Here is a 20,850-nt window from a genome sequence, read left to right as displayed (position 1 = left end):
CGGGTATACCCCGGGACAGCACTTCGCCCTGCCCGCTCACCGGCCCTCCCGGGCTCTCGGCACCGTCCGAGCCGGGAGACCCCATTCGCCGAGGGGATTTGTCATGGCTCCAGAACCACCTCTGCTCACCATGTCCGGCATCACCAAGTCATTCCCCGGCGTGCGCGCACTCGACGGCGTCGACCTGGAGGTCCAGGCCGGCGAGGTCCACTGTCTGCTCGGCCAGAACGGGGCCGGCAAGTCCACCCTCATCAAGGTGCTCGCCGGCGCCCACCAGCCCGACGACGGCGAGATCACCTGGCGCGGCTCACCGGCGGTACTCAAGTCACCCATCACCGCGATGCGTCTCGGCATCGCCACCATCTACCAGGAACTCGACCTGGTGGAGGGGCTGTCGGTCGCCGAGAACGTCTTCCTCGGTCACGAACCCACCAGCGCCGGCTTCGTCGTCCGCACCGGTGCGGGCCGCACCGCGGCCGCCGCACTGCTGCGGCGCCTGGGTCACCCGGAGATCGACCCGGCCCGGCCGGTCGGTGAACTCTCGGCCGCCCAGCAGCAGATCGTCTCGATGGCCAGGGCGCTCTCCCACGACGTCCGGCTCATCGTGATGGACGAGCCGTCCGCGGCCCTCGACCCCGACGAGGTCGCCAACCTCTTCCGGATCGTCGCCTCCCTGACCGCCGACGGGGTAGCCGTCGTCTACATCTCCCACCGCCTGGAGGAGATCCGCCGGATCGGCGACCGGGTGACCGTGCTCAAGGACGGCCGGGCCGTCGCCGTCGGGCTCCCCGCCGAGTCCACACCGACCCGCGACATCGTTGCCATGATGACCGGCCGCAATGTCGAGTACGTCTTCCCGCCCAGGCCCGACGCCGTCCCGGCGGGGTCCGGCGGCGAACCCGTACTCAAGGTCGAAGGCCTCACCAGGAAGGGCGAGTTCGCCCCCGTCGACCTGGAGCTGAGGCCCGGCGAGATCGTCGGCCTCGCCGGACTGGTCGGCTCCGGTCGCTCCGAGATCCTGGAGACCATCTACGGTGCCCGCCGCGCCACCGCCGGACAGGTCACGGTCGCGGGCCGGCCGCTGCGGCCCGGCAGCGTCCGCGCCGCCGTCGCGGCCGGTATCGGCCTCGCCCCCGAGGAGCGCAAGGCGCAGGCCCTGCTGATGCTCGAATCCGTCACCCGCAATGTCTCCGTCTCCTCCATGTCCCGCTTCTCCACGGGTGGTTGGCTCAACCGAGGCGCCGAACGCAAGGCCGCCCGCGCCGCGACCCGCGAGCTCTCGCTGCGCCCCGACAACCCGGACACCCCCGTCCGCACCCTCTCCGGCGGCAACCAGCAGAAGGCGGTGCTGGCCCGCTGGCTGCTCCGCGGCTGCCGGGTGCTGCTGCTCGACGAACCGACCCGCGGGGTGGACGTCGGCGCCCGCGCCGAGCTCTACGCCGTGATCCGCCGGCTGGCCGACGAAGGCCTCGCCGTCCTGCTGGTCTCCAGTGAAGTGCCCGAAGTCCTGGGCCTCGCCGACCGGGTGCTGGTGCTCCGTGAGGGTCACGTCGTGCATACGGCGGACGCCCGGGAGCTCGACGAGCACCGCGTACTCGACCTCGTGATGGAAGGGAGCCCGACGTCATGACCCAGCCCGTCTCCTCGGCGCAGCAGAGCGGGCCGGACAAGGGCCCCGCGCCCCTGTCCGCCCCCGCTTCCCCGAAGAAGGAAGGATCGTCCCCGCGCGCCTCCGGGCTGCGCTGGGACGTCCGCAACCTCTCGCTCCTCGGCGTCCTCGTCGCCCTGATAGTCGTCGGCGGCATCACCGAGCCCGACGCCTTCCTGGACACCGGGAACCTCCAGCTCATCCTGACCCAGGCGTCCGTGATCGGTGTCGTCACCGTCGGCGTCACCTTCGTCATCACCAGCGGCGGCATCGACCTCTCCGTCGGCGCCATGGTCGCCCTCGCCTCCGTCTGGGCGACGACCCTCGCCACCCAGGACTTCGGTTTCGCGGGCATCCTGTTCACCGCGGTGCTCGTCGGCCTCGGTGCCGGACTCGTCAACGGGGTGCTGATCGCGTACGGCCGGATGGTGCCGTTCATCGCGACGCTGGCGATGCTCGCCTCCGCCCGCGGACTCGCGCTCCTCATCACCGACGGCAAGACGCAGATCGTCACCGTCAAGTCGGTCCTGGACCTGGGTCTTCCCGACTCGTACATCCTCGGCATCCCGCCGCTGGTCATGATGTTCGCCGTGGTCACCGTCATCGGCTGGCTGCTGCTGAACCGTACGACCTTCGGCCGGCGCACGGTCGCCGTCGGCGGCAACGCCGAAGCGGCCCGGCTGGCCGGCATCGACGTACGACGCCAGCGCCTCTACCTCTACCTGCTCTCCGGGCTGTGCTGCGGCATCGCCGCGTTCATGCTGATCATCCTGGCCGGCTCCGGCCAGAACACCAACGGCAACCTGTACGAGCTCGACGCCATCGCCGCCGCGATCATCGGCGGCACTCTGCTCAGCGGTGGCCGGGGCACGATCGTCGGCTCCGTCCTCGGTGTCCTCGTCTTCACCACGATCACCAACATCTTCGCGCTCAACAACCTGCAGAGCGACGTCCAGCAGATCGCCAAGGGCGCGATCATCGTCGCCGCGGTCCTGGTCCAGGGCCGGACCTCGGCCCGCGGCGAGACCTGACTGAGGTCACCCCCCCTTCCACCCCAGCCTGTTCCGCATGCCACGCACCGGATGAAGGGTTTGACAGCCATGCCAGAAACCAGTCGCAGAGGACTGCTCTTCGGGACCGCAGCAGTCTCGGCGGGCGCCTTCCTCACCGCATGTACCAGCAACGACCCGAAGGAGAAGGACACCGCGGCGCAGAGCAACGCACCCGCCGCCGACGACAAGCCGGGCAAGCCCGTCACCATCGGCTTCGCCGGACCGCAGGCCGACCACGGCTGGCTCAACGCGATCAACGAGAACGCCAGGTCGCGGGCGAAGAAGTACTCCGAGGTGACGCTGGAGACCACCGAGGGCTCCAACGACACCGCGGCCCAGATCGGCCAGGTCAAGACCCTCATCAACAAGAAGGTCGACGTCCTCGTCATCCTCCCGGCCGACGGGAAGGCGCTCACCCAGGTGGGTCTGGAGGCGATGCGGGCAGGCATTCCCGTGATCAACCTCGACCGGATCTTCGCCTCCCCGCAGGCGTACCGCTGCTGGGTCGGCGGCGACAACTACGGGATGGGCCTCAACGCAGGCACGTACATCGGCGAACAGCTCAAGGACAAGCCGAACGCCAAGGTGGTCGAGCTCGCGGGCCTCGACAACCTGGAGCTCACCAAGCAGCGCAGCAAGGGTTTCGCCGACGCGCTGAAGAACTACTCCAACATCAAGCTGGTGGCCCGTCAGGCCGCCGACTTCACCGTCGAGTCCGGCCAGGCCAAGATGGCCCAGCTCCTCCAGGCGCAGAAGAAGTTCGACGCCCTGTGGAATCACGACGACGACCAGGGCGTGGGCGCGCTGCGCGCCATCCAGCAGGCCGGCCGGGACGAGTTCCTGATGGTCGGCGGGGCCGGGGCCAAGTCCGCGATGGACGCCATCAAGGCCGACAACAGCGTGCTGAAGGCCACCGTTCTCTACCCGCCGACCATGGCCGCGTCGGCCATCGACCTGGCCCGCGCGCTCGCCCAGAGCAAGGGGCTCTCCGGGCTCTCCGAGCTGGAGATCCCGACCAACCTCACGCTCTACTCGGCCGTGGTCACCAAGGAGAACATCGACCAGTACCTGCCGACGGGCTTCAACTGACCGGCCCCGCGGGAGGGTGCTGACCCTCCCGCCGCACCCACCGAACCACCGATGAGGAGGAAGCCCGGATGGCCCGTAGGGAAGAGACGGAGCAGGAGGCGGCGGCGCCGCCGACGTACCGGCCGATGGCGAGCGCACCGACGCTCGGGGTCGGCATGGTCGGATACGCGTTCATGGGCGCCGCCCACTCGCAGGGGTGGCGCACCGCGGGCCATGTCTTCGAGCTGCCGATGCGGCCGGCTCTCGCCGCGATCTGCGGACGCGACCGCACGGCGGTCGAGGCCGCCGCCGACCGGCACGGCTGGGCGGCGGCGGAGACCGACTGGCGCGCCATGATCGCGCGGGACGACGTGCAGCTCGTCGACATCTGCACCCCCGGCGACAGCCATGCGGAGATCGCCATCGCGGCGCTGGAGGCGGGCAAGCACGTGCTGTGCGAGAAGCCGCTCGCCAACACCGTCGCGGAGGCGGAGGCCATGGCCGAGGCGGCGGAGCGCGCCGCCGCCCGCGGTCAGGTGGCGATCGTCGGGTTCAACTACCGCAAGGTGCCCGCCATCACCTACGCCCGGAAGCTGATCGCCGAGGGCCGGCTCGGCACCCTGCGGCACGTCCGGGCCACTTACCTCCAGGACTGGCTGGTCGACCCCGAGTCACCGCTCACCTGGCGGCTGGAGCGCGAGCACGCGGGGTCGGGCGCGCTCGGCGACCTCGGGGCGCACATCGTGGACCTCGCCCAGTACCTGGCGGGGGAGCTGCTGGTCGGGGTGTCGGCGGTGACCGAGACCTTCGTACGCGAACGCCCGCTGCAGGCGGGACGGTCGGCGGGTCTGGGCGGGGTGGCGGTCACCGGGGCGAAGGGGGCGGTGACGGTCGACGACACGGCGCTGTTCACCGGCCGCCTCGCCTCCGGCGCACTGGCCTCCTTCGAGACGACACGGATGGCGGCCGGACGGAAGAACGCGCTTCGGATCGAGATCAACGGGGAGCGCGGCTCGCTCGCCTTCGACCTGGAGCGGCTGAACGAACTCTCCTACCACGACCACACCGAGCCCGCCACGACCGCCGGCTTCCGGCGCATCCTGGTCACCGAGCCCGCGCATCCCTACCTGGAGGCCTGGTGGCCGCCCGGGCACGCGCTCGGCTACGAGCACACCTTCATCCACCAGGCCCGTGACGTGGTCCGGACGATCGCCGAAGGGGCCGCGCCCACACCGTCGTTCGCCGACGGGCTGCAGGTGCAGCGGGTGCTCGCGGCGGTGGAGGAGAGCGCCGCGAAGAACTCGGTACAGACCCCCGTCCACATCCCCGCACAGCTCTAGGAGGTCCTGCGCATGCCCCGTCCCTTCACCCTCTTCACCGGCCAGTGGGCCGACCTGCCACTGGAGGAGGTCTGCCGGTACGCACGCGACTTCGGTTACGAAGGCCTCGAACTCGCCTGCTGGGGCGATCACTTCGAGGTCGACAAAGCGCTCGCCGACCCGGGCTATCTGGACGGGCGACGGCAGTTGCTCGACAAGTACGGGCTGAAGTGCTGGGCGGTCTCCAACCACCTCGTCGGCCAGGCCGTCTGCGACAACCCGATCGACGAGCGCCATCAGGCCATCCTGCCCGCCCGGATCTGGGGCGACGGGGAGCCCGAGGGGGTGCGCCGACGGGCCGCCGAGGAAATGAAGGACACCGCGCGGGCGGCCGCCGCCTTCGGCGTGCACACGGTCATCGGGTTCACCGGTTCGTCGATCTGGCACCTGGTGGCGATGTTCCCGCCGGTCCCGCCGCACATGATCGAGCGCGGGTACGAGGACTTCGCCGAGCGCTGGAACCCGATCCTGGACGTCTTCGACGCGGAGGGGGTGCGCTTCGCCCACGAGGTGCACCCGAGCGAGATCGCGTACGACTACTGGACCACGCACCGCGCCCTGGAGGCGGTGGGCCACCGGCCCGCGTTCGGGCTGAACTTCGACCCGAGCCACTTCGTGTGGCAGGACCTGGATCCGGTCGGCTTCCTGTACGACTTCCGGGACCGGATCTACCACGTGGACTGCAAGGAGGCCCGTAAGCGCCTCGACGGCCGCAACGGCCGGCTCGGCTCCCATCTGCCCTGGGGCGACCCGCGCCGCGGCTGGGACTTCGTCTCGGTGGGGCACGGCGATGTGCCGTGGGAGGACGTCTTCCGGATGCTGCGTTACATCGGGTACGACGGGCCCGTCTCCGTGGAGTGGGAGGACGCGGGCATGGACCGTCTGACGGGCGCGCCGGAGGCGCTGGCGGCGCTGAAGCGGTTCGATTTCGACCCGCCGAGCGCGTCGTTCGACGCGGCGTTCGGCGGCAGGGACTGAGCCACCCCGGGGCGCGGCCCGCTCCCGGGGCCTGCGCCCCCGGACCCCCGCCCCTCCGGCGGGGCGGCACTTCCGGCCCCGCCGGCACCTGAGGCGCGGGGCCGGGGCGGAGTCCAGGCCCGGGAAGAGGCCGGGCAGGGGAAAGCCCGCCCGACGGCAGACGAACACGCCGTCGGGCCGGCACCCCATGCCCCCACCCCTCTTTGTCCTGACCAAGGGAAAAGTTCAACGAGATCGCTGCGCAAGGGCTTTCCGTCCCGGACGAACAGGTCTACCGTCCAGAACGTGTACATGACATGACTCTCGTCACCGGGGTCACACGGTCCCCGACTGACCTGCGCGGCAGTCCCCGCGCGGAACGGCACGGCAGCACCCGCCCGTACAACCGGCACTCTCCGGAGGACACTCGTGCACTTCACCCGAAACGGGAGCAGGAGCGCAGCCAGGAGCAGGAACAGGCTCCGCTTGCGTAAGTCACTCGCTCTGCTCACCGGTGGCCTGCTCGCCGCGGCCACCCTCACCCTGACCGGCACGGCCTCCGCCCACCCGGTGCCCCCCGACCCGGCCCCGGCCGCCGAGGACTTCCAGCAGGTCACCCTCGCCAAGGGCGCCGCGGAGACCGGCGAGCCCATGACGCTCGCCGTGCTCCCCGACCGCAGCGTGCTGCACACCGCGCGCAGCGGCGAGCTGCGCCTCACCGACAGCACGGGCAACACCAGCGTCGCCGGCGTCATCCCCGTCTACTCGCACGACGAGGAAGGCCTCCAGGGCGTCGGGGTCGACCCGAAGTTCAGTGAGAACCGGGCGATCTACCTGTACTACGCACCCCCGCTGGACACCCCGAGGGCGACGCCCCCGAGACCGGCACCGCGGCCGACTTCGCCAAGTTCGACGGCGTCAACCGGCTCTCCCGCTTCGTCCTCAAGGAGGACGGCACGCTCGACCTGGGCAGCGAGAAGAAGGTCCTCGACGTCAAGACGTCCCGCGGCACCTGCTGCCACGTCGGCGGCGACATCGACTTCGACGCCGACGGCAATCTGTATCTGTCGACCGGTGACGACTCCAACCCCTTCGCCTCCGACGGCTTCACCCCCATCGACGAACGCCCGGACCGCAACCCGGCGTTCGACGCCCGCCGCTCCGCGGGCAACAGCAACGACCTGCGCGGCAAGATCCTCCGCATCAAGGTCGCCGACGACGGTTCGTACACCGTCCCGGACGGCAACCTCTTCGCCCCCGGTACGGACAAGACCCGCCCCGAGATCTACGCGATGGGGTTCCGCAACCCGTTCCGCTTCACCGTCGACAAGCCCACCGGCACCGTGTACGTGGGTGACTACGGGCCCGACGCGGGAGCGGCCGACCCCAAGCGCGGACCGGCCGGACAGGTCGAGTTCGCCAAGGTCACCAAGGCCGGCAACTTCGGCTGGCCGTTCTGCACCGGCAACAACGACCCTTACGTCGACTACGACTTCGCCACCAAGACCTCCGGCGCCGCCTTCGACTGCGCGGCCCCGAAGAACACCTCGCCGAACAACACCGGCATCGTCGACCTGCCGCCGGCGCAGCCCGCCTGGATCCCGTACGACGGCGCCTCCGTCCCGGAGTTCGGCACCGGATCCGAGTCCCCGATGGGCGGACCGGTCTACCACTACGACGCGGACCTCGACTCGCCCGTGAAGTTCCCCGAGGCGTACGACGGCGACTTCTTCGCCGGCGAGTTCGGCCGGCAGTGGATCAAGCGCATCGAGCAGGACGCCGACGGCGGCGTGCAGTCCATCAACGACATCCCGTGGTCCGGCACCCAGGTGATGGACATGGCCTTCGGACCCGACGGGGCGCTGTACGTCCTGGACTACGGCCTCTCCTGGTTCGGCGGCGACGAGAACTCCGCCCTCTACCGGATCGAGAACGCCACCGGCGGACACTCCCCGATCGCGGAGGCCACGGCCAACAAGACCTCCGGAACCGCACCGCTGAAGGTGCAGTTCTCCTCGGCCGGCACCGCGGACGCCGACGAGGACGCCCTGACCTACGCCTGGGACTTCGGCGACGGCGGCACGTCCACGGCGGCGAACCCCGCGTACACGTACAAGAAGAACGGCACCTACGCGGCGACCGTCACCGCCACGGACCCCTCCGGGCGGACCGGCTCGGCCAGCGTCCATGTCACCGTGGGCAACACCGCGCCGAAGGTGAACCTGGAACTCCCCGGTGACGGGCAGCTGTTCACCTTCGGCGACGAGATCCCGTTCAAGGTGACCGTGACCGACCCCGAGGACGGCACGATCGACTGCTCCAAGGTCGAGGTCCGCTTCGTCCTCGGCCACGACAGCCACGGCCACCCGATCACCTCGGCGCACGGCTGCACCGGCACCATCAAGACCGAGATGGACGGCGGGCACGACCCGAACGCCAACATCTTCGGAGTCATCGACGCCTCGTACACCGACGACGGGGGCGGCGGCCAGGCCGCACTGACCGGTCACGACCAGTCGCAGCTCCAGCCGCGCCACCGCCAGGCCGAGCACTTCAACGACTCGTCCGGCATCAAGACGTACGACAAGGCCAACGCCGAGGGCGGCAAGACCGTCGGCGACATCGACAACGACGACTGGATCTCCTTCAAGCCGTACATCCTCGGCGACTCCACCAAGCTCACCGCCCGGATCTCCTCCGGCGGCGCGGGCGGCTTCCTCGAAGTACGGGCCGGCTCGGCGACCGGCACGATCCTCGGCTCCGCACCGGTCCCGGTGACCGGCGGCTGGGAGACCTTCCAGGACATCGACGTGCCCCTGCGCGGCGTCCCGAAGAAGGCCACCGAGCTCTTCCTGGTCTTCAAGGGCGGCGAGGGCGCGCTCTACGACCTCGACGACTTCGAGCTCTCCAACACCCCGCCCGACAAGACCGCCAAGCGGGTCCTGGTCTTCTCCAAGACCGCCGGCTTCCGCCACGATGCGATACCCGAAGGCATCGCCGCGCTGAAGGAACTCGGCAAGGACAGCAACATCACGGTCGACGCCACGGAGGAGGCCGGCCAGTTCACCACCGCCAACCTGGCCCGCTACGACGCCGTCGCCTTCATGTCGACCACGGGTGACGTCCTCAACGACGCCCAGCAGAAGGCCTTCGAGAACTACGTGTCCTCCGGTGGCGGCTTCCTGGGCGTGCACGCCGCCGCCGACACCGAGTACGACTGGCCGTTCTACGGCGGACTCGTCGGCGCGTACTTCGACAGTCACCCGGCCATCCAGCCCGTCACCGTCCGCGTGGAGGACCACAAGAACCCGGCCACCGCGCACCTGGGCGACGCCTGGGACCGCACCGACGAGCTGTACAACTACCGCACCAACCCGCGTGGCAAGGTCAAGGTCCTCGCCACTCTCGACGAGACGACCTACACCGGCGGCAACATGAAGGGCGACCACCCGATCACCTGGTGCCAGGCCTACCAGGGCGGCCGCTCCTTCTACACCGGCCTCGGCCACACCAAGGAGTCGTACGCCGACCCGGACTTCCGTGGACTCCTGCTCGGCGGGCTGCGGTACGCGGCCGGCCAGATCAAGGCCGACTGCAAGCCCGACACCGGCTACCGGTCGATCTTCAACGGCAAGACGCTCGCAGGCTGGAAGCAGGCAGGCCCCGGCAAGTTCGACGTCGTCGACGGCGAGCTGCGTTCCGACGGCGGCATGGGCCTGCTGACCTACCAGGCCAAGGAGCTGAAGTCCTACTCGCTGAAGCTCGACTGGAAGCTGGCGGGTGACGACAACTCCGGAGTCTTCGTCGGCTTCCCGGAGTCCGACGACCCCTGGTCCGCGGTGGACAAGGGCTACGAGGTGCAGATCGACGCCTCCGACGCCGTCGACCGCACCACCGGCTCCGTCTACACCTTCAAGGCGGCCAACACCAAGGCACGCGACCAGGTCCTCAGGCCGCCCGGCCAGTGGAACAGCTACGAGATCAAGGTCCAGGGCGAACGTCTCCAGATCTTCCTCAACGGAGTGAAGATCAACGACTTCACCAACACCGACCCGGCCCGCAGCCTCAAGGACGGCTACATCGGCCTCCAGAACCACGGGGCCGACGACCAGGTGTCCTTCCGCAACATCCAGCTGAAGGAACTGCCCTCGGCGTAGGGCCTCTCGTTCGGATGATGCCGGGCTCGCGTGCCCCGGTGCCGCACCTCGCGGCGTTGTCGTCGGTCGCCGACGCTCCGCGTCGGCTCCCTCCTCCGCCTTGCGAGGCGCGGCACCGGACCCCGCTCCCTTATCCGGCCTGATCCAAACGAAAGACCCTAGGGCCACCGCCCGGACGGCGGGCGGGGCAGCAGTCCCCGCCCGCCGCCCGCGGCCCCTTCCCCTCACGTACAGCGCCACCAGCCAAGCCAGGACCCCCAGCCAGGGAGGCAGCCCGTGTCAGCACACGCCGTTCGTACCGGAGTCTGGTTCATCGGAGCACGCGGCTCCGTCGCCACCACCGCCACGGCGGGGTGCGCAGCCGTCGCGGCGGGCCTCCACCCGGCCGCCGGCATGGTCACCGAGACCGCACCGTTCGCCGGGAGCGGTCTGCCCCCGTCACCTCACTCGTCTTCGGCGGACACGACACCCTGGACTGTCCGCTCCCCAAACGGGCCGAGGCACTCGCCGCCGGGGGAGTGCTGCCGCACGGCCTCCCCTCGGCGGTCCGGTCCGAACTCGCCGCGGCCGACGCGGAGATACGCCCCGGCGGACCCCTCCCCGGCGACACCCGCACGGACGAGGAACTCATCACCGCGTTCGCCGCCGACCTCGTCGACTTCGGCCGCCGCAACGGCCTGGCCAGGACCGTCGTCGTCAACGTCGCCTCCACCGAACCCGCCCCGGAGCCCGGCGCGCAGCGGCTGCCGGCCAGCTCTCTCTACGCCGCGGCGGCACTTCGGGCCGGCTGTCCGTACGTCAACTTCACCCCCTCCACCGGGCTGCGTACCCCCGCCCTCCAGGACGCCGTCGCGGACTGCGGACTTCCTCACGCGGGCCGCGACGGCAAGACGGGCCAGACGCTCCTGCGCTCCGTGCTCGCGCCGATGTTCGTGCAGCGCGCACTGCCCGTACGGGCCTGGTCCGGTACCAACCTGCTGGGCGGCGGGGACGGCGCGGCCCTGGCCGACCCGGCCGCGGCCGCCGCGAAGAACGCCGGCAAGGAACGCGTCCTCGCCGACACCCTCGGCTCCGCCCCCGAGGGCGAGGTCCACATCGACGACGTCCCGGCGCTCGGCGACTGGAAGACGGCCTGGGACCACATCGCGTTCGACGGCTTCCTCGGGGCGCGCATGGTGCTCCAGACGACCTGGCAGGGGTGCGACTCGGCACTCGCCGCACCGCTGGTACTGGACCTGGCCCGGCTGCTGGCCCGCGCCCACGAGAGCGGCCTGAGCGGCCCGCGCCCCGAACTCGGCTTCTACTTCAAGGACCCGGACGGCGGACCGGCCGCACTGTCCGAGCAGTATCTGGCGCTGCTCGCCTTCGCGGAGCGGCTGCGGGGCGAGAAGTGAAGGTACGCGCCTGGGCGGAGCTGCTCAGGGTCTCCGCGCTGTTCACCGTGCCGGGCGACGCCCTCGCCGGCGCGGCGGCGCTCGGCCGGCGCCCCAACCGCTCCACCGCCCTCGCCGTCGGCGCCTCGCTCTGTCTGTACGAGGCGGGCATGGCGCTCAACGACTGGGCCGACCGCGACGAGGACGCCGTGGACCGCCCGCACCGCCCGATCCCCTCGGGCCGGATCACACCCCGCGCGGCGCTCGTGGCGGCCGGGGCCCTGACGGCGGCGGGTCTGGCCCTCGCCGGCCGCGCGGGCCGCCCGGCCCTGACGGTCGCCACCGGCCTCGCGGCCACGGTCTGGGCGTACGACCTGCACCTGAAACACACTCCGGCAGGCCCGGCGGCGATGGCGGCGGCCGGGGCCTGGACCTGCTCCTGGGCGCGACGGCCACGGCATCGGGCGCGGGGGCGGCCACGGCGTCGGGCGCGGGGGCGGCCGGAGGTGGCGCTCCCGCGGGTCCGGCTACCGGTTCCGTTCCGGGTCCCGCTCCGGGCTCCGGTCGTGCTCCGGGCGCCCGATCGAAGTCGTCCCCGCCCCGCACACCCCGCGCCGGCCACGCGACTGCCCAGGCCCGCGCCGCTCTGCCGGCCGCCGCCCTGCTGACCGCGCACACCTACGCCGTCACCGCGGTCTCGCGCCACGAGGCGCAGGGCGGCTCCACGGCCGTCCCGCTCGCCGCTCTCGCGGCGGTCGTCGCGCTCGGCGGCATCGCCGTGCGCGAGCCGCGCGGGGCCACGCGGTGGTCCCTAGGCGCAGCAGACAGCGACGCCACCTCCGGCCCTCGCGCCGGAGACGGCGGCGCGGCCGGCGCCACTGACCGTAGCGCCGGAAGTGGTGCGGCCGGCGCCACTGACCTTCGCGCCGGAGGCGGTTGGGGCGGTGTCATGCCGGGCCATCGTGCCGGAGGCGGCGGGGCGGGTGCCCTTTCTGGCCGACGCACCGGTGGGGGCGAGGACCGCACCCCTCCTGTCCGTCAGCCCGGAAGTGGCGGGGCCGGCGCCGCTCCTGGCCGACGCGCCGGAGCAACCGCCTCCGACCGCCTCCTGCTCACCGCCCTCACCGGCGCCTACCTCCGCACCGCCGCACGCCCACTCGTCCACGCCGCGCTCAACCCCTCGCCGCCGCTCACCCAGCGCGCCGTCGGCAGCGGCATCCGGGCGATGATCCCGCTCCAGGCAGCCCTCGCCGCCCGCGCCGGAGCGTCCGGGACCGCGCTCGCCGTCATGGGCCTCGTCCCGCTCGCCCGCAGCCTCGCCCGGAAGGTGAGCCCCACATGACGATCCGCCTCGGCTACGGCACCAACGGGCTCACCGACCTCCGCCTCGGCGACGCCCTCGGCCTCCTCGCCGACCTCGGCTACGACGGGGTCGGACTGACCCTCGACCACATGCACCTCGACCCGATGGGCCCGGACCTCGCCGCCCGCACCCGCGCAGCCGCCGCCAGACTCCAGCAGCTGGGGCTCGGCGTCACCGTGGAGACCGGGGCCCGCTACGTCCTGGACCCGCGCCGCAAGCACGGCCCCTCCCTCCTCGACCCGGACCCCGCGGCGCGCGCCGCACGTACCGGCCTGCTGCTGCGGGCGGTCGACGTCGCCGTCGAACTCGGCGCCCACGCCGTGCACTGCTTCAGCGGCATCACCCCGCCGGACACCGCCCCCGACACCGCCTGGCAGCGGCTCACCGAAGCCCTCGCCCCGGTACTCGACGCGGCCGGGCGGGCCGGTGTGCCGCTGGCGATCGAGCCCGAGCCCGGACACCTCCTCGCCAACCTCGCCGACTTCCACCACCTGCGCGTCCTGACCGGCGACCCGGCACCGCTCGGACTCACCCTCGACATCGGCCACTGCCAGTGCCTGGAGCCCGCCCTGCCCGTCGACTGCGTACGCGAAGCCGCCCCCTGGCTGCGACACGTCCAGATCGAGGACATGCGCCGAGGCGTCCACGAACACCTTCCGTTCGGCGACGGCGAGATCGACTTCCCGCCCGTGCTCGCCGCACTCGACGCCCTCGGCGACAGCGGATACGCCGGACTGACCGTCGTGGAGCTGCCACGCCACTCCCACGCGGGCCCCGAACAGGCCCGCACCTCCATCGAATTCCTGCGCAAGCACAGTCCGTCGGGCCACTGACACCGCCGAAGGGAGCAACGCCATGCCGATGACCGCGCCGGACGCCCCGCTGCTGACCCGCAAGGAACTCGACGCACAGCTCGGCGGAGCCGCACGCGCCTGGCTCGACGAAGCCCTCGCCGAGGCCGCCCACGCCGCCGCCCACCCGGACACCGAACCCTCGGGCAACACCTACGCCGTCCCCCCGTGGGAGCTGCGGTACGCCGCCGCCGGCCGGCACTGCGGACTCGAACACGCCGACTCCGTACGCGCCCTGCTGCTCACGGAGGCCCGGGCCGGGCTGTCCGCCCTGACTCGGCTCTACGAACAGGGCACCGCCGCCGAACGGCGCGCCGTCCTGCTGGCCCTGCCCGCACTGGACCTCGGCGCCACCGCCGTGCCCCTCGTCCAGGACGCCCTGCGCGCCAACGACACCACGCTCGTCGCCGCCGCCGTCGGCCCGTACGGCGGCGCGCACCTCGATCCGCACAACTGGCGCCACGCCGTCCTCAAGTGCCTCTTCACCGGCGTCCCCGTCGCCGTCGTCGACCAGCTGGCCGGGCGCTCCCGCGGCGACGCGGAACTCGCCCGGATGCTCGGCGACTACGCGGCCGAGCGGATCGCGGCAGGCCGTCCCGTCCCGGCCGACCTGCACCGGGTGCTCGCCCTCACGGCCCCCGGCCCGAACGCCGGCCCCGCAGCGACCGCCACCGGTCCCGCCGCCCCCACGGTCCCCACGGAGGAGTCCTGATGCGCATCTTCGACCCCCACATCCACATGACCTCCCGCACCACCGACGACTACCAGGCGATGTACGACGCCGGGGTCCGCGCCCTCGTCGAGCCGTCCTTCTGGCTCGGCCAGCCCCGTACCTCGCCCGCGAGCTTCTTCGACTACTTCGACGCCCTGCTCGGCTGGGAGCCCTTCCGCGCCGCCCAGTACGGCATCGCCCACCACTGCACGCTCGCCCTCAACCCCAAGGAGGCGAACGACCCCCGCTGCACCCCCGTGCTGGACGCCCTGCCCCGCTACCTCGTCAAGGACTCCGTCGTCGCCGTCGGCGAGATCGGCTACGACTCCATGACCCCGGCCGAGGACACCGCGCTGGCCACCCAGCTCCAGCTCGCCGCCGACCACGCACTGCCCGCACTGGTCCACACCCCGCACCGCGACAAGCTCGCCGGGCTGCGCCGCACCATCGACGTCGTCCGCGAATCGCACCTCGCCCCGGAACTGGTCCTCCTCGACCACCTCAACGAGACGACCGTGAAGGACGCCATCGACAGCGGCTGCTGGGCCGGCTTCTCCATCTACCCCGACACCAAGATGGACGAGGACCGCATGATCGCCGTCCTCAAGCTGCACGGCACCGAGAAGATCCTGGTCAACTCGGCCGCCGACTGGGGCCGCAGCGACCCGCTCAAGACCCGCAGCGTCGGCGACGCCATGCTCGCCGCCGGATTCAGCGAGGACGACGTCGACCAGGTGCTGTGGCGCAACCCCGTCGCCTTCTACGGCCAGAGCGGCCGCCTCCACCTGGACACCGCCGCCCCCGAACCGCTCCACGAGGGCAATTCCATCCTCCGCGGCGGGGAGTGAGGCCATGCGCTTCCGCCACCCGGACGGCACCGTCGTCCACCTTGCGTACTGCACCAACGTCCACCCCGCGGAAACCCTCGAAGGCGTCCGGGCCCAACTGCGCGACCACTGCGAGCCGGTACGCAGGCGCCTCGGCCGCGACCGCCTCGGCATCGGCCTCTGGCTCGCCAGGGACGCCGCCCGCACCCTGATCAACGACCCGTCGCAACTGCGCGCCCTGCGCACCGAGCTGGACCGCCGCGGACTGGAGGTCGTCACCCTCAACGGCTTCCCGTACGAAGGGTTCGGCGCCGAGGAGGTCAAGTACCGGGTCTACAAACCGGACTGGACGGATCCCGAACGGCTCGCCCACACCACCGACCTCGCCCGGCTCCTGGCCACCCTCCTCCCCGACGACGTCACCGACGGCTCCGTCTCGACCCTGCCCCTCGCCTGGCGCACCCCGTACACGGGCGACCCCGAAGCGGCGCGTACCGCACTGGCCGCCCTCACCACGCTCGGCGAACGCCTCGACGCACTGGCCGAACTCACGGGCAAGTCCATCCGGATCGGCCTCGAACCGGAGCCCGGATGCACCGTCGAGACCACTGCCGACGCACTGGCGCCCCTCACCGCCGTCGGCCACGACCGCATCGGCATCTGCATCGACACCTGCCACCTCGCCACGTCCTTCGAGGACCCGGACACCGCACTGGACGCGCTCACCGCCGCCGGGATCCCGGTCGTCAAGGCACAGCTCTCCGCGGCCCTGCACGCCGAACACCCCCACCTCCCCGAGGTACGCACCGCGCTCGCCGCGTTCGCCGAACCCCGCTTCCTCCACCAGACCCGCACCGCCACCGCCGCCGGGCTGCGCGGCACCGACGACCTCGACCAGGCGGTCACCGGCGAATCGCTGCCGGACAGCGCCCCCTGGCGCGCCCACTTCCACGTACCCCTGCACGCCCCGCCCGCCCCACCGCTCACCTCCACCCTGCCCGTTCTCCGGTCCACGCTGGCCCGACTCGTCGGCGGTCCGCAGCCGCTCACCCGGCACCTGGAGGTCGAGACCTACACCTGGCAGGCGCTCCCCGCCGAACTGCGCCCCCGCACCCGCGCCCAGCTCGCCGACGGGATCGCCGCCGAACTCACCCTCGCCCGCGACCTCCTGGTCGACCTCGGCCTCAAGGAGCTGCCATGACCACTGCCGGGACGACCAGCTCACCCAGCCCCCTCCTGGTCCTGGACGTGGTGGGACTCACCCCCCGCCTCCTGGACCACATGCCGCACCTCAAGGCCCTCGGACAGGCCGGCACCCACGCCCCACTCGGCACCGTGCTCCCCGCCGTGACCTGCGCCGCCCAGTCCACCTTCCTCACCGGCACCACCCCCGCCGAGCACGGCATCGTCGCCAACGGCTGGTACTTCCGCGAACTCGGCGACGTCCTCCTGTGGCGCCAGCACAACGGACTCGTCGAGGGCGACAAGATCTGGGACGCCGCCCGCCGCGCCCACCCCGGCTACACCGTCGCCAACATCTGCTGGTGGTACGCGATGGGCGCCGACACCGACTGGACCGTCACCCCGCGCCCCGTCTACTACGCCGACGGCCGCAAGGAACCCGACTGCTACACCCGCCCGCCGGCCCTCCACGACGAACTCACCGACAAGCTCGGCACCTTCCCGCTCTTCCACTTCTGGGGACCCGGCGCCGACCTCGTCTCCTCGCAGTGGATCATCGACGCGACCCGGCACATCCTCGACACCCGCCACCCCGACCTGGCCCTGTGCTACCTCCCGCACCTCGACTACGACCTGCAGCGCTTCGGCCCCGACGACCCGCGCGCCTTCAAGGCCGCCGCCGACCTCGACCGGGCCGTGGCCCCGCTCCTGGACGACGCGCGCCGCGAGGGCCGTACCGTCGTCGCCCTCTCCGAGTACGGCATCACCCGGGTGGAGCGGCCCGTCGACATCAACCGCGCCCTGCGCAGGGCCGGCCTCCTGGAGGTCCACACCCAGGACGGCATGGAGTACCTGGACCCGATGACCTCCCGGGCCTTCGCCGTCGCCGACCACCAGATCGCCCACATCTACGTGCGCCGGCCCGAGGACCTCGAAGCGGCCCGGGAAGCCCTGGCGGACCTCCCGGGCATCGAGCAGCTGCTCGACGACGAGGGCAAGAAGGCCCACGGACTCGACCATCCGCGCTCCGGTGAACTGGTCGCCGTCGCCGACCCCGACGCCTGGTTCACGTACTACTACTGGCTCGACGACGACCGCGCGCCCGACTTCGCGCAGCTCGTCGAGATCCACCGCAAACCCGGCTACGACCCCGTCGAGCTCTTCCTGGACCCCCAGGACCCGTACGTCCGGGTCAAGGCGGCCACGGCCGTCGCCCGCAAGAAGCTCGGCATGCGCTACCGCATGGCCGTCGTCCCGCTGGACCCGTCACCGATCCGGGGCAGCCACGGCCGCCTCCCCCTGAGCGAGGAGGAAGGTCCGCTCATCCTCTGCTCCACCCCCCACGCGTTCAACGGCCCGGTCCGGGCCACCGAGGTGAAGTCCCTGCTCCTCACGCTTGCCGGCCTCGCATGAGCTCGGTCCGTGCACAGCACTGCGAACATCTTCGAGAAAGAGAGAGACCGTGACCGTGTACCACGACGAATCCGCAACGGACGGCGCCCTGCGCCGCAGCCTCGGCGTCAGCCGCCGCAGCTTCCTCAGCACCTGCACCGCCGCTGCGGCGACGGCGATCGCCGCGCCCGTCTTCGGCGCATCGCCGGCCTTCGCCCAGCCCGCTCCCCACCAGGGGCACGACCACGACCACGACCACGGTCATGGCCACGGCCACGGCCAGGCTCTGGTCCCGGCGGCGAAGCGGGGAATCATCCTGTACACCGTGCGCGACGCCACGGCCCGGGATCCGCTCAGCACCGACCTCCCCTCGGGCTTCCGCGAGGTCTTCAAGCAGCTGGCCCGCTACGGCTACAAGCAGGTCGAGTTCGCCGGGTACGGCCAGCACGCCAACGCACCCGGCGGAAGCAACCTCGAAACGGTGGAGGGTGCCAAGCTGCTGCGCTCGTGGCTGGACGAGTACGGCCTGCGCGCCCAGGGCAACCACGGCTTCATCCCGTCGTCCTGGCCGGTGAACCAGAGCGACCTGGACCAGTTCAAGCGGCACCTCGAAATAGCGAACATCCTCGGCACGGACCACATGGGTACCGGCGGCGACCCCACCGGCAGCGCCTACCGTGCCGACTGGGACGTGGCCGCCGACAAGTGGAACTCCCTGGGGCAGATCGCTCATCGGGCGGGCATCAAGCTGTACACCCACAACCACGACGCGGCCTACGGCTTCCTGCTCGACGGCGGCCCGCCGGACGCACAGGGGCGGCCCACCCGCAGCTCCGGCATCCGCAAGCTGGAGTACTTCCTCAAGGTCACCGACCCCAAGACCGTGTGGCTGGAGATGGACGTCTTCTGGGCGCACGTCGCCCAGTACAAGTTCCACACCTACACCGCCCTCGACGGGTCGTCGGTGGAGAACGTCTTCGACCCCGCGGCAGTGGTCCGCCGCAACAACAAGCGCTACCCGCTCTTCCACGCCAAGGACGGCGTCGCCAGCACCACCAACGGCGACGGCTACGAGATGGTCCCCTTCGGCACCGGGGTCATCGACTACCGGACGTTCTTCCGCCGCGTCGGGGAGGCGAACTACCGCAACCCGATGGTCGAGCAGGACACCGCACCGAGCTCGACGGACCTCGCGCAGTCCCTGAACCAGGCACGGATCAGCTACGAGGGCCTGGCGGCGCTGCGCAAGTAGCACCTTCCCGGCGGGCCCGGCCCCGTCGCGCCTCGTAGGCCGGGCCTCCCCGCACATGCGCGGGGAGGCCCGACCTGCCTCACCGCACCCGGCACGCGCCGCTCACCCGATCCCCTGACGGTCGGGAAGCAGCGCGAACTCCCGCTCGGCCGCATCGGGCACCGTGCGCTCCACCGCCTGGACCAGCAGCGCACGGTGCCGGATCAGCGGCTTCTGCCGTTCCGGACCGGCCAGCAGCACGAGGTCGTCGATCCCGGCCAGCAGCCGTCGGGTGACCTGCGGACTGCCGGCGGCACACCGCCGGATCTCCTCGAACCCCAGGTCCACCAGATCCGTCCACCCCGGCACGTCCTGCACCAGGCGCACGATCCCCGCACGGTCGCGGTGGTGGACCGCGCCCAGGGGCAGATCGACGACGGCGGCGAGGAACTGCACGATCCGGTCCAGGCACTGCACGGCGGTGGTCGGGTCGGCCACCGCCGGCGAAAGGGCACGCAGGGCGATGTCCGACAGCTGGCGCAGCCCGAACGCCAGGTCCTGGTGCAGCGTGCGCTCGACACCGACGGACACCGTGTACCGCAGTCTGCGCCGGGGCGGCGCGGCCCCGCCGTGCACCGCCAGCACCGGCGTCCCGGGCACGACGAAGTCCCCGAGCCGCGGGATCAGGCGGAGCACGACATCCTGCTGGCGCGCGGACCGCACCAGCCGCGCCACGTTCACGTCCCGCAGCACCCCGGCCCGCCCCTCGTGCACGAGCTGCCCGGTCTCCGCCGCGAGCGGTTCCTCCTGCGGCCGGCCGGCCGGCATCCGCCCCAGCACCCGCAAGGAGTCCCGGGTGATGCGGTCGACGACGGGGCCGACCTGCATCAGACGCAGCGTGGAGCTCACGTAGGCGATGAAGAGCAGCAGACTGAGCGCGACGAGCGCGGCCGTCAGCACGCTCTGCACGAAGGGCACGGACGTCACCTGGCGCGGGTCCGTCTCGCTCTCGTACGAGCTCAGGACCAGCAGCGAGAACACGAACGTCGCCAGGAAGACCGACAGGGTGAGCTTGCTGATCCGGCTCCGTACGAAGATCCGCACCACCCGGGGCGTGAGCTGCCCGCTCGCCATCTGCACGGCCACCAGCGAAATGCTGAAGACCACACCGATGAAGGTCATCATCGCCGAGCTGACCGTGGCAACGATCGTCTTCGTGTCCTCGGCGACCGAGACCAGGTCCTGGATCTCGTCGTACGCCTGCTGGTCCCTCAGGAAGCCGAGGAGCTGCGCGTCCAGTTCCACGGCCCCGAGCCAGAGCACGAAGGCGCACACCAGCGCCAGCGTCGGAGCGAACCAGAAGGTCTCGCGCAGATGCTCGCGCAACGGCGACAGCGCGCGGGGAGGCCGGTAGCCGCGATCACTCATGCCGCGAACGTAACCCGGCCCGTCCACGCCTGAGCGGACCCCGCCGCCGACCCTCCGGGCGCACTGCGCGTACGTGACCGGCGACGGACCGTACGCGAATACCGGGCCGCCATGCCCGGGAGACCTCTCCGATGACCTTGCACCCCGCTGACCAGGGCACTGACCTCCGCAAATGCAGGTGAGGCAGACCCCAAACCCCTGGTATTGTTTTCTTTGTCGCCACGGGAGAC

13 protein-coding genes and 3 pseudogenes are annotated in these 20,850 nt (G+C 71.6%); 15 read left to right on the top strand and 1 reads right to left on the bottom strand.

The features are described 5' to 3' along the window. Positions 1–103 precede the first annotated feature (103 nt). The 15 genes and pseudogenes from LNW71_RS01490 (at position 104) to LNW71_RS01425 (ending at position 19,213) form a co-directional block, all read left to right on the top strand. Entirely contained in the window at positions 104–1,630 is a 1,527-nt protein-coding gene (locus LNW71_RS01490) for a sugar ABC transporter ATP-binding protein (protein ID WP_250966549.1), read from the top strand. Next, a complete protein-coding gene (locus LNW71_RS01485; RefSeq protein ID WP_250966548.1) occupies positions 1,627–2,679 on the top strand; it encodes an ABC transporter permease in 1,053 nt (350 codons plus the stop codon). The genes LNW71_RS01490 and LNW71_RS01485 overlap by 4 nt, the downstream gene beginning before the upstream one ends. 69 nt (positions 2,680–2,748) lie before the next feature. Continuing rightward, positions 2,749–3,789 (top strand): substrate-binding domain-containing protein, encoded by a 1,041-nt coding sequence (locus tag LNW71_RS01480; protein ID WP_250966547.1) that lies wholly within the window; start codon positions 2,749–2,751, stop codon positions 3,787–3,789. A gap of 68 nt (positions 3,790–3,857) precedes the next feature. Beyond that, the gene (locus LNW71_RS01475; protein ID WP_250966546.1) at positions 3,858–5,108 is read left to right on the top strand and encodes a Gfo/Idh/MocA family protein; all 1,251 of its coding nucleotides are present in this window, start codon (positions 3,858–3,860) and stop codon (positions 5,106–5,108) included. A gap of 12 nt (positions 5,109–5,120) precedes the next feature. Beyond that, positions 5,121–6,125: a sugar phosphate isomerase/epimerase family protein gene (locus tag LNW71_RS01470; RefSeq protein ID WP_250966545.1), complete on the top strand. Its 1,005-nt coding sequence runs from the start codon at positions 5,121–5,123 to the stop codon at positions 6,123–6,125. A 408-nt stretch (positions 6,126–6,533) separates the two neighbouring features. Continuing rightward, positions 6,534–10,261: pseudogene (locus LNW71_RS01465) on the top strand (ThuA domain-containing protein). A gap of 276 nt (positions 10,262–10,537) precedes the next feature. Continuing rightward, positions 10,538–11,655, top strand: a pseudogene (locus tag LNW71_RS01460) (inositol-3-phosphate synthase). Then, a pseudogene (locus tag LNW71_RS36755) lies at positions 11,652–12,373 on the top strand (SCO3242 family prenyltransferase); the annotation flags it as partial. The pseudogenes LNW71_RS01460 and LNW71_RS36755, both read left to right, overlap by 4 nt. 210 nt (positions 12,374–12,583) lie before the next feature. Beyond that, positions 12,584–12,976 (top strand): hypothetical protein, encoded by a 393-nt coding sequence (locus LNW71_RS36750; protein ID WP_374119546.1) that lies wholly within the window; start codon positions 12,584–12,586, stop codon positions 12,974–12,976. Beyond that, positions 12,973–13,830, top strand: coding sequence for a sugar phosphate isomerase/epimerase family protein (locus LNW71_RS01450; RefSeq protein WP_250966544.1), 858 nt, complete (start codon positions 12,973–12,975; stop codon positions 13,828–13,830). Before LNW71_RS36750 ends, LNW71_RS01450 begins: the two co-directional genes overlap by 4 nt. Positions 13,831–13,852: 22 nt before the next feature. Next, positions 13,853–14,560, top strand: a complete 708-nt coding sequence (locus tag LNW71_RS01445) for an EboA domain-containing protein (protein ID WP_250966543.1) — start codon at positions 13,853–13,855, stop codon at positions 14,558–14,560. Then, positions 14,560–15,408: a TatD family hydrolase gene (locus LNW71_RS01440; RefSeq protein WP_250966542.1), complete on the top strand. Its 849-nt coding sequence runs from the start codon at positions 14,560–14,562 to the stop codon at positions 15,406–15,408. The genes LNW71_RS01445 and LNW71_RS01440 overlap by 1 nt, the downstream gene beginning before the upstream one ends. A 4-nt stretch (positions 15,409–15,412) precedes the next feature. Next, positions 15,413–16,588 (top strand): metabolite traffic protein EboE, encoded by a 1,176-nt coding sequence (gene eboE / locus LNW71_RS01435; RefSeq protein WP_250966541.1) that lies wholly within the window; start codon positions 15,413–15,415, stop codon positions 16,586–16,588. Beyond that, positions 16,585–17,982 carry a nucleotide pyrophosphatase/phosphodiesterase family protein gene (locus LNW71_RS01430; RefSeq protein ID WP_250966540.1) on the top strand — a complete coding sequence of 466 codons (1,398 nt, stop codon included), beginning with the start codon at positions 16,585–16,587 and terminating at the stop codon, positions 17,980–17,982. Before eboE ends, LNW71_RS01430 begins: the two co-directional genes overlap by 4 nt. 49 nt (positions 17,983–18,031) lie before the next feature. Beyond that, the gene (locus LNW71_RS01425; protein WP_250966539.1) at positions 18,032–19,213 is read left to right on the top strand and encodes a sugar phosphate isomerase/epimerase family protein; all 1,182 of its coding nucleotides are present in this window, start codon (positions 18,032–18,034) and stop codon (positions 19,211–19,213) included. A 102-nt stretch (positions 19,214–19,315) separates the two neighbouring features. Here LNW71_RS01425 and LNW71_RS01420 read toward each other — a convergent pair whose 3' ends face one another. Further along, a complete protein-coding gene (locus LNW71_RS01420) occupies positions 19,316–20,620 on the bottom strand; it encodes a DUF2254 domain-containing protein (protein ID WP_250966538.1) in 1,305 nt (434 codons plus the stop codon). Positions 20,621–20,850: the final 230 nt, after the last annotated feature.

The sequence above is a fragment of the Streptomyces sp. RKAG290 genome, from assembly GCF_023701695.1.
Classification (GTDB): Bacteria; Actinomycetota; Actinomycetes; order Streptomycetales; family Streptomycetaceae; genus Streptomyces.
The sequence above is the reverse complement of the archived record's forward strand: the minus strand, read 5'-3'. Positions and strand labels throughout refer to the sequence as shown.

Coding starts and splice junctions, on each gene's coding strand:
- LNW71_RS01490 (WP_250966549.1), top strand. CDS start 104: ATGGCTCCAGAACCACCTCTGCTCACCATGTCCGGCATCACCAAGTCA.
- LNW71_RS01485 (WP_250966548.1), top strand. CDS start 1,627: ATGACCCAGCCCGTCTCCTCGGCGCAGCAGAGCGGGCCGGACAAGGGC.
- LNW71_RS01480 (WP_250966547.1), top strand. CDS start 2,749: ATGCCAGAAACCAGTCGCAGAGGACTGCTCTTCGGGACCGCAGCAGTC.
- LNW71_RS01475 (WP_250966546.1), top strand. CDS start 3,858: ATGGCCCGTAGGGAAGAGACGGAGCAGGAGGCGGCGGCGCCGCCGACG.
- LNW71_RS01470 (WP_250966545.1), top strand. CDS start 5,121: ATGCCCCGTCCCTTCACCCTCTTCACCGGCCAGTGGGCCGACCTGCCA.
- LNW71_RS36750 (WP_374119546.1), top strand. CDS start 12,584: ATGCCGGGCCATCGTGCCGGAGGCGGCGGGGCGGGTGCCCTTTCTGGC.
- LNW71_RS01450 (WP_250966544.1), top strand. CDS start 12,973: ATGACGATCCGCCTCGGCTACGGCACCAACGGGCTCACCGACCTCCGC.
- LNW71_RS01445 (WP_250966543.1), top strand. CDS start 13,853: ATGCCGATGACCGCGCCGGACGCCCCGCTGCTGACCCGCAAGGAACTC.
- LNW71_RS01440 (WP_250966542.1), top strand. CDS start 14,560: ATGCGCATCTTCGACCCCCACATCCACATGACCTCCCGCACCACCGAC.
- eboE (WP_250966541.1), top strand. CDS start 15,413: ATGCGCTTCCGCCACCCGGACGGCACCGTCGTCCACCTTGCGTACTGC.
- LNW71_RS01430 (WP_250966540.1), top strand. CDS start 16,585: ATGACCACTGCCGGGACGACCAGCTCACCCAGCCCCCTCCTGGTCCTG.
- LNW71_RS01420 (WP_250966538.1), bottom strand. CDS start 20,620: ATGAGTGATCGCGGCTACCGGCCTCCCCGCGCGCTGTCGCCGTTGCGC.